The sequence below is a fragment of the Granulicella aggregans genome, assembly GCF_014203275.1.
GTDB lineage: Bacteria > Acidobacteriota > Terriglobia > Terriglobales > Acidobacteriaceae > Edaphobacter.
In genome coordinates this window covers 72,497-85,823 of sequence record NZ_JACHIP010000004.1, presented here as the reverse complement: position 1 = coordinate 85,823, position 13,327 = coordinate 72,497, and the positions used below count along the sequence as shown (strand labels likewise).

The 13,327-nt window shown below is 60.5% G+C and carries 6 protein-coding genes; 3 read left to right on the top strand and 3 right to left on the bottom strand.

Going from position 1 to position 13,327, the window contains the following annotated elements; genetic code table 11:
- Positions 1-107: 107 nt before the first annotated feature.
- On the bottom strand, positions 108-3,551 hold the full coding sequence (locus tag HDF16_RS14135) for a TonB-dependent receptor (protein ID WP_184219122.1): 3,444 nt from the start codon (positions 3,549-3,551) through the stop codon (positions 108-110).
- 324 nt (positions 3,552-3,875) lie between these two features.
- On the opposite strand from HDF16_RS14135, the gene HDF16_RS14130 reads away from it, so the two are divergent.
- Both HDF16_RS14130 and HDF16_RS14125 read left to right on the top strand, forming a co-directional pair.
- Positions 3,876-5,291 (top strand): glycoside hydrolase family 30 protein, encoded by a 1,416-nt coding sequence (locus tag HDF16_RS14130; protein ID WP_184217706.1) that lies wholly within the window; start codon positions 3,876-3,878, stop codon positions 5,289-5,291.
- A gap of 245 nt (positions 5,292-5,536) precedes the next feature.
- Complete coding sequence (locus tag HDF16_RS14125; RefSeq protein WP_246409106.1) at positions 5,537-6,592, top strand: LacI family DNA-binding transcriptional regulator; 1,056 nt, start codon at positions 5,537-5,539, stop codon at positions 6,590-6,592.
- 182 nt (positions 6,593-6,774) lie between these two features.
- Here HDF16_RS14125 and bglX read toward each other — a convergent pair whose 3' ends face one another.
- Positions 6,775-9,072, bottom strand: a complete 2,298-nt coding sequence (gene bglX / locus HDF16_RS14120) for a beta-glucosidase BglX (protein WP_184217704.1) — start codon at positions 9,070-9,072, stop codon at positions 6,775-6,777.
- Positions 9,073-9,157: 85 nt separating this feature from the next.
- Between bglX and HDF16_RS14115 the strand changes: the two genes are divergently transcribed.
- The gene (locus HDF16_RS14115; protein WP_246409105.1) at positions 9,158-11,050 is read left to right on the top strand and encodes a CRTAC1 family protein; all 1,893 of its coding nucleotides are present in this window, start codon (positions 9,158-9,160) and stop codon (positions 11,048-11,050) included.
- A gap of 449 nt (positions 11,051-11,499) precedes the next feature.
- Here the strand turns inward: HDF16_RS14115 and HDF16_RS14110 are convergent, their stop codons facing one another.
- Positions 11,500-13,203, bottom strand: coding sequence for a tetratricopeptide repeat protein (locus HDF16_RS14110; protein ID WP_221312769.1), 1,704 nt, complete (start codon positions 13,201-13,203; stop codon positions 11,500-11,502).
- Positions 13,204-13,327 lie beyond the last annotated feature (124 nt).

The following is a 13,327-nucleotide window of genomic DNA, read 5'->3' as shown; positions in this document are numbered from 1 at the left end:
AGCTTCACTATAGAGCTCAGCCACAAAGGCTGTCCTGCAGTTTCAAAGGAGCAAAAAAAATGCAATCGGCGACCGAAGCCGCCGATTGCAGGTTGGGATACTACGCCTTAGAAATCCAGATGCGCCGACAGTTGCATCGTACGGGGACCGCTCGATACTCCCGTGATCTGGTTCTGATTTTCGCTTATCCGGTAGGCCTGCCCCGGCAGCTGTCCCGTGTAGGAGGAAAGGCCGTAGACGCCTCCGCCAGGCAAGCTGAAGTTCGCGATGTTCAGAACGTTGGTTGCGTCTGCTTTGAATTGAAGCGTGACCCCTTCGCGGACATCGAAGGTCTTCCCAAGCGACAGGTTGACGAGCTTGGTCGGAGGGCCATAAACCGCGTTACGCCGTACGTTGCCAAGCGTGCCTGGTGCGGGAAGACTGAACGCAGCGGGGTTGAACCACACCGTGTGATTCTTTCCAGTGACGTAAAGAGGAGCTCCGGTGTAGTTGGGGAACTGCGAACCAGCCTGCTGATACGTCGTTCCATTGTTCACCGTGACGCTGAACGGATTGCCAGTCTGAAGGATGTTCGTCGTGGTGATCTGCCAGCCACCAAGCGCCTCATCCAGTGCCCAGCTCTTGTTCATATACTTCCGGCCGTGTCCGAACGGAAGCTGGTAGACCAGCCGGTTCTTGAACGCGTTGTGTACGTCGAAGTTCGAGTTGCTGTAGTTGGCCGACGCGTTGTTGGCGATCTGGTAGTTCTGATTGCCGGAGCGGTTGCCCCAACCCGACGAGTCCTGCGAATCGGTGAAGTGCGCCCAGGTATAGTTCGCGTCGAAGCTGAGACCACCTACAAGACGACGGTTGATCGAAGCCTGGAACGAGTTGTAGTTGGAGATGCCGTCATTCGTGCTCGCACTAATGCCTTGGAACAGTGGATACGGGCGGAACGCCGTGTCGTTCGAGCTGAGGTGATTCAGAGGCACCGCGTTGATGTCAGTCGGGTAGTTCAGGTTTTGTGCATGGCTTCCGACATAAGCAAGCTCGAACACCATGTTGTTACCAACCGCATTCTGCATCGCAAGGTTGTACTGGAAGATTCGTGGTGTCGGCGTGTGATAAGGATTCTCGCTGACTCCCTGGCCATTGAACCGGGTTGGGTCCGACGAGGCAGCCGAGTAGGGAAGTGCCGCTCCCGTCTGCGCATTCGTTCCCGTTCCACCAAAGTACGTAATCGGCGTAATCCCGTTGGTCTGGTCTGCAATTCCTCCGGAAGAGCTTACCTCTGCGCCCATGCCTGAACCGTATGTGTCGAGACTCAAGTTATAGGCGTACATTCCAAAACCGCCGCGAATCGTAGTCGTCGGATGAGGCAGCCATGAGAACCCAACACGCGGCAGGAAGGTCTTGTACTCGTTCGCCTGCAGTTGCGTTCTTCCGTTCGCATGAGTCGTTCCGAACCAGTAAGCGCCCTTGGATCCGTCTGCCGGATTGGTGACGGTCGGATCGAACGTCGCCTCGTTCCCGCGAGCTTCGCTCCAGCCGCGCCTGATCTGGTAGCGGAGACCGACGTTGATCGTCAGGTTCGGACGAACCTTGTAGTCGTCCTGAATAAAGACCTGAGGACTCTTCAGACGGCCCGCATATTCAGGTGAAACACTTGCGGACCAGTTGTCCGCCGCGCCCAGCAGGAAGTCAGCGTAGTCAAGACCGGTCGTTGAGTCCGGGCTAGCCACGCCCGCCGCGTTGAGGCTCCAGTTACGTGTGTAGGAGCCGTTGAATTGCAGCGTGCCCGCGTTGGTGTTACCCCATGCGGTCGAGTTGTCCTCGTAGATCAGGAACTCCCCACCGAAGTGCAATACATGCTTGCCTTCAATCATCGTCACAACGTCAGAAGGATCGAAAGCGTGCTCCTTATAAACAGCGTTGGAACTTGGATTGATCCACGCGTAAGGATAGGAGCCGTTGAACTGCACCGCCGGCAGGCTGTCCGCCTTGGCAAACTGCCAACCGAGCTGTGCGGGATAACCCTTCCCAAGCGTCGCGTCTTGGTAGAAGTTGCCCTGGTACGTATAGCCGAAACGCACTTCGTTTACGATCTTGGGGCTGATTGTCCAGACCTCGGTGATCTGCGACGTGTTGCTGTCTACGTCGCCGGTCTGGCACCCGACCGGGCAGACCGAGACCGAATTTGGATAGAAGTCGGGGGTATCACGCTGTTGATCGGTCATCGAGAGACGATGCGACGCATTGATGTTGTAGTCAAAGCGGCCGAAATAGCGCTTGTATGGGTACGATTGCGGAGTGATCGAGTACCAGTTGTTCTGCAGCAGCCCCGCACCATTCAGCTGACCGTCAAGGAATTTACCAGCCGACAGGTGGCTCGTGGGCGTCGGATAGAACTTCTGGAAAGCAGCGGAGACCTTGTCGAACAGTGCCGCCGGAACCGCGTTCGTACCGTTCTCCTCCTGGAAGCTCTTGCGGATCGGATACGGGTTGCCCGCGCTGTCGGTGCCAATCGTCTGGGTGGTCGGGTCGTAAATCAAGTGCTGACCGCTAAAGTCGCCGCCCAGCACAGCAGTCGTCGGGACCGTCTGCGTCGAGTTCGATCCAGCTCCGTTATAGATGATCTGGTCGTAGTTGAAGTAGAAGAACGCCTTATCGCGACCATTGAAGAAATGCGGGATCAAGACGGGACCGCCGAGCGATCCACCAAAGTCGTTGTAGTGCAGCGGAGCCACACTTGTATGTGCGTTGAAACCGTAGCTAGCCGCATTCAGCGCGGCATTCTGAAAGTAGTCGTAGGCCGTGCCATGGAACTTGTTCGTTCCACCCTTGCTGATCTGGTTGAACACCACGCCGCCGATGCCGTACTGTGCGGAGAATGCCGAGGTGTTTACCTGCAGTTCGCCAACAGTTTCAAAGGTGTTTACGTCCGAATTTGAACTGTGCGACAGAGTCGTCGAAACGCCATCGGCCAGCACATTGTTGTACGGCAGGTTGCCGTTGATTGCGGCGACCTGTCCAGGATTCGATCCGCCATTTGACTGCTGAGGCGTTCCCGCGCTGCCCGGTAGCAGGATCACGAAGCTCTGCCAGTCTGGACCAGTGGTGCCGCCCACATTGGGCAACTGCGACATATCCTTGGACTCAAACGTGGTCGACTGTTCGCCGTTCTCGGTCTTCAGCAGTGGGATGTCGGTCGTGACCACAACCTCCTGGTTCACCGATCCAACCTTCATCGTCGCGTTGATCGTCGAGAACCCGACAAGGATCGTAACATTGCTGCGTTCGTAGCTCTGGAAGCCCTGCTTCTCGAACCGGAGACTGTAGCTGCCCGCCACAATGGAGGACGTGTCGTAGAGGCCGTCCTTGTTGGTGACCAGCGTCCGGACCACGCCGGTTGCCAGGTTCGTCACCGTAACCGTCACACCCTGGACTAGCGCGCCGCTTTCATCGACTGCGGTTCCGCGAATGTCTCCTGCGTTCACTGACTGGCCGTGGGCCATGTAATTCGATATCGATAAGGGCGCGCACAACACTGCTGCCAGTGCGATTCGCCTCATGAAATACGTCATCTTGAATCCTCCCCGAAGTGGTTCTTTACCGGTGATGCCCCACTCTGCGGGGCCACCTGGCGAAACAAACGTTTATCTTGTGAGCTGCGAGACACATTCAAGCGGATTCGAGATACAACTGTCAAGCTCCACCTTTTGGTGGAGTCACAACTAAGCCACCCTTGAATCTCCCCTAGACAAAGGTTTATCTTTGCGCTGCCTACAAAATCGTTTGCGCCCGTCGCTTGACACCCGCGACGGCAGTCCAACCTGAACTCCGAGCCGTCCGAATTCCCTCAGTCCGCTCGCAAAATTCGCTGAAAAAGGCCCACCATGCGACTTCGCCCTGCCATCCGCCTCGCCCTCTCGCTCGCCCTATCCCCGATCACGTTGCACGCCCAGCACGTAGACGTCTGGCGCACCAACGCCGACCGCTCCGAGCTCCTCACTCACCAGCGCCTCGCGAAGACGGTCGCCCCGGATGCAGCCGCCACCACCATTACCGTAGACGACTCCAAAGCCATGCAGCCCATCGAAGGCTTCGGCTTCGCCATGACCGGCGGCAGCGCCCAACTCATCCACCACATGTCCCCCGCCGCCCGCCACAAGCTCCTGAAGGAGCTCTTCGGCACTGGCAAAGATGACATGGGCGTCAGCTACCTCCGCCTCAGCATCGGTGCCTCCGACATGAACGACCACGTCTACACCTACGATGACCTTCAGCCCGGCCAGACCGATCCCGATCTCGCCCACTTCTCGCTCGGCGAAGACGAGAAAGACGTCGTCCCCGTCATGAAGGAGGTCCTCGCCATCTCCCCGCACCTCCACATCCTCGCCTCACCCTGGACCGCACCCGCCTGGATGAAGACCAACGACGCCGTCAAAGGTGGCACCCTCAAGCCCGAGTTCGCCACCACCTACGCCGCCTATCTCGTCCGCTACCTCAAAGCGATGCAGGCCCACGGCATCCCCATCGACGCCATCACCATGCAGAACGAGCCCCTCAACCCCAAGAACACCCCCAGCCTCGTCTTTGAAGCAGACCAGGAAGGCACCTTCCTCCGCGACGCCTTCGGCCCCGCATTGAAGCAGGCCGGCCTCAAGACCAAAGTCGTCCTCTTCGACCACAACTGCAACCACCCCGACTACCCCATCACCATCCTCAAAGACCCCAAGGCCGCCCAATACGCCGCCGGCTCCGGCTTCCATCTCTACGAAGGCGAGATCTCTGCCCTCACCGAGGTCCACGAAGCCTTCCCCGATAAAGCCCTCTACTTTACCGAACAGATGGTCATCGAAGAGATCCACGACGGCAAGCAACGCCCGGTCTCGGACCCCACCGCCCGCGTCGTCATCGGAGCCATGCGCAACTGGAGCAAGACCGTCCTCCTCTGGAACCTCGCAGCCGACGAGCACCTCGGCCCACACACAGACAACGGCGGCTGCCCCGTCTGCCAGGGAGCCATCACCATCGAGGGCGACAAGGTCAGCCGCAACATCGCCCTTTACACCATCGCCCACGCCTCGAAGTTCGTCCCCGCCGGCTCCACCCGCATCGCCTCCACGGAAGACGACACGACCAAGCACGAGTCCAGCCTCAGCAACGTAGCCTGGCGCCGCCCCGACGGCAAACACGTCCTCCTGGTAGCCAACAACACAAAGGAATCGAAGCCCATAAAAGTTGAAGCCGGCCCCAACACCTTCTCCACCACGATCACCGCCGGAGAGACCGCCACCTTCCTCTGGTAGCCCTCTTTCGGCCACAAATTCGGGTGCACCATCCATGGCTCGCACTTGGCCATGGGTGGGTCCGCCACAAACTCTCACATCGCACCGAACCTCTTCCGAGAAGAACCGTCATCTCGACCGAAGTGTCGCGGCCTTATTGCGATGCGTAGCGGAGAGACCCCCGCATTTCGCCGTTGTCTTTGCCGGCACAAACTCCCTCCCATTAGCCCCCACGCCCCAAACCCTATAAAGTGTCATCAACCACCATGCCCCGAACCCCACAAGGCCAAAGCAAGCCCGTAAGCCTCAAAATGCTTGCCGAGCACCTCAACCTGTCGCCCGCGACCGTCTCCTTCGTGCTCAACAACGCGCCCAACCGGTCCATCCCGGAGGTCACCCGCGAGCGCGTCCGCGAAGCCGCCCGCCACTTCAAGTACGAGCCCAGCATGGTCGCCCGCCTCCTTCAGGGCAAGCGCTCCCAGACCATCGGCATCCTCCTCCCCGAGCTCGGCGAGGGCTACCACGCCCAGGTCCTCAACGGCGCAGCCGACGTCCTCATGCGCGAGGGCTACTTCTTCTTCACCGCCCACCATCGCCATCGCAAAGACCTAGTCGAGGAGTATCCCCGCCTCCTGCGCCAGCGCGGCGTCGAAGGCATCCTCACCATCGACACCCACCTCGAAGACGCCTTCGACATCCCCACCGTCACCGTCGCCAGCCACAAGGTCATCCCCGGCACCACCAACATCCTGCTCGACCACGACCGCGCCGCCGAACTCGCCCTCGGCCACCTCGTCCGCAACGGCCATCGCAAGATCCTCTACATGCGCGGCGCAGCCTTCAGCTCAGACTCCAACAGCCGCTGGCGCGCGACTGTCCGCGTAGCCAAGTTGTTAGGTTTGAAGATCCCCGAGAGCCACATCATCCGCCTCGAACGCGACGTCAACACCCCCGAGCTAGGCTACCCCGCCGTAGCCCAGGTCCTCATGCGCCAGCGCGACTTCACCGCCGTCCTCTGCTTCAACGACGTCTCCGCCATCGGCTGCATCCGCGCCCTCCACGACGCCGGCCTAAGCGTCCCCCAGCAAGTCTCAGTCGTAGGCTTCGACGACATCCAGAGCGCCTCCTTCTACGTCCCCTCGCTCACCACCATCCGCCAGCCCCTCGCCCAGATGGGCCACCAGGCCGCCACCCTGTTACTCAAGAAACTCCGCGGCGAACACACCGAAAGCCTCGTAAAGATCGAACCCGAACTCATAGTCCGCGAATCCACCTCCAAAGCCGCAGGCACAACCACCCGCAAAAAATCCCCCAAGTCCTAACCTTTCAGCCACGAAGACGGGTGCCCCACCCATGGCAAGCCTTTGGCCATGGGTGGGTCCGCCACAAACTCACAGGCAGCAGCGATCCCAACGCCCCACGAACAAAAGGAGTAGCAGCGGGCTTCAGCCCGCGGTAAACCGCATCCCCCAAAAAGGGGCTTTAGCCCGGGATAGATCCGCTCCTACCTCACCGAAAACTCCCCATGCAGCCCCGCGCTCGAATCCACTCCAACCCAAACATCAAACGCCCCCGGCTCCAGCGCTCTCTTATGAGTCGAAGGACTCCAGAACGAAAGCTCCTCCGCCTTCACCGCAAGCTCCACAGTCTTCGTCTCATTCGCCCCCAGCGCGATCTTGGTGAACGCCTTCAACTCCCGAACCGGCCGCGAAGCACTCCCCGCCCGCTGGTGCGTATAAAGCTGCACCACCTCAGCCCCAGCCACGTCGGATAAGTTCTTCAAAGTAACACTAACCTTCAGCGTCCCATCGCCAGCAACCGTCCCCGAAACCAGCTTCAGATCGCTCACTTCAAACTTCGAATAACTCAACCCATACCCAAACACATACAGCGGAGTGCTAGGCATATCCCAGTACCTCCCCGCAACATCATCCGGAATCTGCGTCAGATAGCGGTTGTAGAACAGCGGCTCCTGCCCCGCCGCACGGGGCCAGCTCACCGTCAGGTGCCCACTAGGGTTCGCCTTCCCAAACAGAAGATTCGCCACAGCATGGCCACCCTCCGACCCCGGGTACCACACGTTCAGAATCGCCGGCACATGCGTCGAAGCCCAGTTCAAATCCAGCGGCCTTCCCGTCATCAGCACCAGCACCACCGGCTTGCCCGTCGCCACCACAGCCTCGAGCAACCGCTGCTGCTCCCCCGGCAGCGTAAGGCTCGCCCGCGAAGCCCGCTCGCCATTCATCGTCTGAGCCTCACCCAACACCATCACCGCAACGTCCGCGCTCTTCGCCGCAGCAATCGCTCGTTGAAACTCAGCCTCCTTCGCCTCAGGAGTCGTCAACGTCACCGGCGTAGGTGGCACCTGCTCATCGAAGATCGTCGCCGACCCACGCTCGATCTCGACACCCTTCACCGCCGTCACCGTAGCTCCCGGCAAAGCCTCACGAATCCCCTGAGCAACGGTGACTACATTCTCACGATCGCCATGAATCGCCCACGACCCCAGCGTATCCAGCTTGCTATCGCCCAGCGGGCCTATGACTGCAACGGACTTCAACGCAGCGGAAAGCGGCAACGCATTCCCTTCATTCCGCAGCAACACTGCGGTCTGCTCCGCAGCCTCACGCACAGCCGTCCTCTGTTCAGCCGATCCCGTCACCGCCTTGAAGTGATCCATGCCCGCATAAGGATGTTCGAACAATCCCAGCCTGTACTTCATCGCAAGAATCGGCTTCACCAGCGCATCGATCTGCGCTTCCTTAACCAGCCCCTTCTTCACCGCGTCCGCCAGGTTGTCGCGATAGTTCGAGGTCGTCATCTCCATGTTCACGCCGGCATTCGCCGCCCGCACCGCCGCATCCTCTGCGTCCGCTGCGAACCCATGCGTCTTCAGGCTCTCCACGCTCGCCCAGTCGCTCACCACGAAGCCCTTGAACTTCCACTCTTTGCGCAGCACATCGTCCAGCAACCACTTATTACCCGTCGCCGGAACCCCGTTCAAATCCATGTACGCCGACATCACCGTAGCCGCGCCCGCATCTACCGCCGCCTTGTAAGGCCGCAGGTACGTATTCTGCAACTGCTCTTCAGAGAGATCGACGCTGTCATAGTCGCGTCCGCCCACTCCGCCGCCATACCCCGCAAAGTGCTTCACCGAAACCAGAATGTGCTCCGGCGTCCCCACATACTCGCCCTGAAACCCCTTCACCTGCGCCGCCGCAATCGCCTCGCCCAGCACCGGGTCCTCGCCCGCGCCTTCCATGATCCGTCCCCACCGCGCATCCCGCGCAATGTCCACCATCGGCGCGAACGCCCACTCCACGCCCGCCGCCCGAGCCTCCTGCGCTGCCATGCCCTGCGTCCGCGTCACCAGCGCCGGGTCCCACGAAGAGGCCATCGCCAGCGGGATCGGCGCAATCGTCCTGAACCCATGAATCACGTCATACCCGAAGATCAACGGGATATGCAGCCGCGACTCCGTCACCGCAATCTTCTGCAGCTCATTGATCCGCACCGGGTCCGTGAAAAATAGAAAGCTCCCCGTCCCTCCCGTCCGCACCAGCTCTTCAGCCTTCGCCGCAGGCGTATACATCGGCTGCCCAGCCGTCTGTTCCATCTGCCCGATCTTCTCGCCCAGCGTCATCTTCTTCATCAGCGAATCGACAAAACGATTCACCTCAACCTCGCTAGGAGCCTTCGAGCTCTGGGCATAAAGCCCCGCAGTGTTCACGGCACAAGCCGCCGCAAGAAGCGATACGCCACAAGAAAACACGGAGAACAAACGTTTGATTCGATACATTCTGGCTGTCCTTTTGGTCTTCAACACTCTACCGGCTAGCCTGCAACCTTGGCAAAACAATCCTCGTTGAACTCCCACAAAAGGCATGTATCTTTACCTTGGCAAGATGAAGGCCGTACCGCCCATGACTCCGAACCGAAATAAAACCGTCATCCTGAGCGAAGGCGCAAAGCGCCGCAGTCGAAGGACCCCGAGCGATTCTCCTGCACCCATACCGCCCGAACCTTTCAGCCACGAACCCGGGTGCCCCACCCATGGCTCGCACCTGGCCATGGGTGGGCGAATCGCCACCGCAATCACCCTGGCCACAACCCTCCTCTCAGCCCAATCCAAACCCACACCCACCATCACCTTCACCAACACCGCCCCCGAATCCCACCTAGCCTTCACCCTCCACAGCAGCACCAGCCCGCACCGCTACTCCATCGAGACCATGACCGGAGGCGTAGCCGCCTTCGACTACGACAACGACGGCCTCCTCGACCTCTTCTTCACCAACGGCGCCGAGATCCCCTCCCTCGAAAAGTCCAACCCCGCCTTCCTCAACCGCCTCTTCCACAACAACGGCAACGGAACCTTCACCGACGTCACCGAAAAAGCCGGCGTCGGAGGCATCGGCTACTCCATGGGCGTCGCCGCCGCCGACTTCGATAACGACGGCTTCACCGACCTCTACATCACCGGGGTCAACCACAACCAGCTCCTCCGCAACAACGGCAACGGCACCTTCACCGACATCACCGCCAAAGCCGGCGTCACCGGCATCATCCCCGGCATCGGCAAAGCCTGGTCCGTCACCGCCGGCTGGATCGACTACAACCACGACGGCCTGCTCGACCTCTTCGTCGTCAACTACCTCAACTACGACCTCAAAACCGCCGCCAGCTGCAGCACCCACAAGATCGTCACCTACTGCTCACCCGACGACTTCGCCGGCCTCCCCAACATCCTCTACCGCAACAACGGCGACGGCACCTTCACCGACGTCTCGAAAGAATCGAAGATCGGCAGCTACATCGGCAAAGGCATGGGCGTAGCCTTCGCCGACTACGACAACGACGGCTTCACCGACATCTTCGTCTCCAACGACACCTTCCCCAACCTCCTCCTCCACAACAACGGTGACGGCACCTTCACCGACCAGGCCACCTCCGCCGGCGTCGCCTACAACCAGATGGGTAAGACCGTCGCCGGCATGGGCGCCGACTTCCGCGACCTCGACAACGACGGCCGCCCCGACATCTTCCACACCGCCATGTTTGGCGACGCCTTCCCCCTCTATCGCAACCTCGGCGACGGCCAGTTCGAAGACGTCACCAGCCCCTCCGGCATTAGCCTCTCAACGGTCAAACTCACCGGCTGGGGCACCGGTGCCTTCGACTTCGACAACGACGGCCTCAAGGACATCTTCACCGCCAACGCCGCCATCCTCGACAACGCCGAGATCGCAGAACACCAGCCCTACCCACTCCCCAACGCCATCTTCCGCAACGCAGGCCGCATGACCTTCAAAGACGTAAGCCCCACCGCCGGCCCATCCTTCAAACTCTCCGCTCCCCACCGCGGCGCAGCCTTCGGCGACTTCAACAACGATGGCAGGATCGACATAGCCGTAACCGTCCTAAACGGCCCCGCCGAACTCCTAATGAACCGCACTGGCGACGACAGCAAGAACACCCACAACCACTGGATCATCCTCAAGCTCGTAGGCGTCAGAAACAGCAAGGGCGGCGACAACCACGACGGCCTGGGCACCCAAATCAAAATCACCACATCAAAGGGCAGCCAATACAACGAAGCCACCACCGCCACCAGCTACAACTCCTCCAGCGACAAGCGCGTCCACTTCGGCCTCGGCGACTCCACCGTCATCGACACCATCGAACTACGCTGGCCCACCGGCATCCACCAGACCCTCCACAACATCAAGCCCGACCAGATCCTGACCATCACCGAACACCCCGACCCCAAGCCCTAGACAAGTCGCGACTGCAAGACTGGGTGCCCCACCCATGGCTCGCCCCTGGCCATGGGTGGGTCCACCACCAAACACCAAGCAAGCGTCACTCGACTCGAACCCACGAGTCCCCAACCAAAGACCCGTCATCTCGACCGAAGCCGTGCAGCTTAATCGCACGGCGCAGTGGAGAGACCCCCGCATTGGCAGTCGCCCTTGCTTTTGCCGTTGCTCTTGCTTTTGCCGTTGCCCCTGCGCTTGCTGTTGTTCTTGCTCTTGTCTTTGCCGTCATCCTGAGCGAAGCGAAGGACCCGCCACACCGCTCACACCCCCTTACACCGCTCGGAGCTTTCAACCACCAAACCGGGTGCCCCATATCTGGCAGCTTCACCGCCAGATGCGGGGATGCCACCACCACTCTGTGCCCCATGCATCGCAGCCCTATCGCGATGCGTGGGTCCACCACAAACTCACCGCTTGACCACCAAACGTTCCGCCAACGAAGCCGCCCCATTCCGCCTCAACAACCCATCCAGAGCCCGCCCCACAGCCTCATTCCCTTTCCCATAAGCCGCCACCGCCTCCGCCACTAACACCGCCTTCTCCCTCAAACCCAACCGAAACAGCGAATCACACTCCAGATAAAGCAGCGTCGCATCGGTAGTCTTCGAGCGCCCAATCAAATCCGCAGCCTCCGACCACTTCCCCTGCCGATACCGCACCCACCCCAACCCCGCCGTAGCAAAAACATGGTTCGCGTCCCGCTCCCGCTCTGCGTTGAAGTACCCCTCAGCCCGCGATAAATCCCCCGCTTCCAGAGCCATATTCCCCAGATAAGCATTCGCATCCGGAGTCTTCGCATCCACCGTCAGCGCCTTCATAAAGCACCGAGACGCATCCTCGACCCGCCCCATCGACAGATACACCGACCCCACCAGCACCCAGGGACTTCCAGCCGTCCCCACCGCACCGCGTGCATCGTCTTTGAACAAACGAAAAGCCCCAGCCTCATCCCCGTTCTCAATCAATCCCCGAGTCTGTCCCAACAAAGCATCATTCCGCTTAGCCTCCGCTGCCCCCGGAGCAAACGCCAGATGCTGCTGCAGCTCGCGATACACCGCGATCTCGTGCTCGCTTTCGTCCTTCTTACCAACCCCCGCATAAGCCCGCGACAAAAAGAAGTGGCTCAAAGTCTGCGTAGGATCGACCTGCAACGCCCGCCCCAGCGTATCGATCGCAGCCGGAAACTCCTTCAACTCCACCTCACAATGCCCCAGCGCCACCAACGCCGCCGCATCGTTCGGCCGCGCACTCACCACGCCCTGCAACACATCGCGAGCCGCCGCAGACTCCCCCAGCTTGATCCGCACCGTCGCCAGCAGCATCAAGTTCTCAAGGTCCTGAGGCTGCACCCGAGCCTCTTCATCTGCAGCGGCCTCAGCCTCCTTCAGATTCTGTAAGCCAAACTGAGCCACCGCCAGGTCGAACGGGATTCGCGCCAGCGAAGCATCACGCTTCTGCGCCTTTACCAACCAAATCAGCGCCTCGTCATACTGCCCCGCGCTGCACAGCAACTCCCCCAGCTTCTGCCACGTCGCAGGATGACCCGCGCCCTTCTTCAGCGCCGCCTTCAGCACCGCGACCCCACCGTCATTGTCGCCTTCAAGGTGCAGCGCCTGCGCCAGATAGTAGCTGGCATCCTCATCACCCGGCAGCAGCCTTAACCGTCGCTTCAACAACTCCGCCGCCCGCGGGACCTTGCCCGCCACCAGATCCATCGACCCAGCCTTCAGCAGCAACTCCGAATCATTCGGCGACAGCGTCAGCGCCGCCTCATAGGCCTTCGCAGCCTCACCCGCTTGGCCCTGATCCTCAAGCAGCATCCCCTCCAGCTTCAGCCCCGGCCCAAACCGAGGCCGCTGCTCCACCAGCGCCCGCACAATCTCAATCGCCCGAGCCTCATCCCCACCCTGCGCTGCCGCAATCGCATCATGCATCTGCTTCGCCGCATAGGGGTCAGCCGAGGCCCCACGTGGCGCACCCTGTCCCAGCATCAACTCCGCACTCAGAAGCGAGCCCGACACCACCGCGCAAAGCCATCTGTAAGAAATCGTCATCTCGACCGGAGCGAAGCGGAGTGTAAAGACCCCCGCATTTCGCTTTTGCCATTGCATTTGTTCTTGCCGTCATCCTGAGCGAAGCGAAGGACCCCGAGCGATTTCACATCACCCATACCGCCCGTACCTTTCACCCCATAAATCGGGTGCCCCACCCATGGCTCGCCTTTAGCCATGGGTG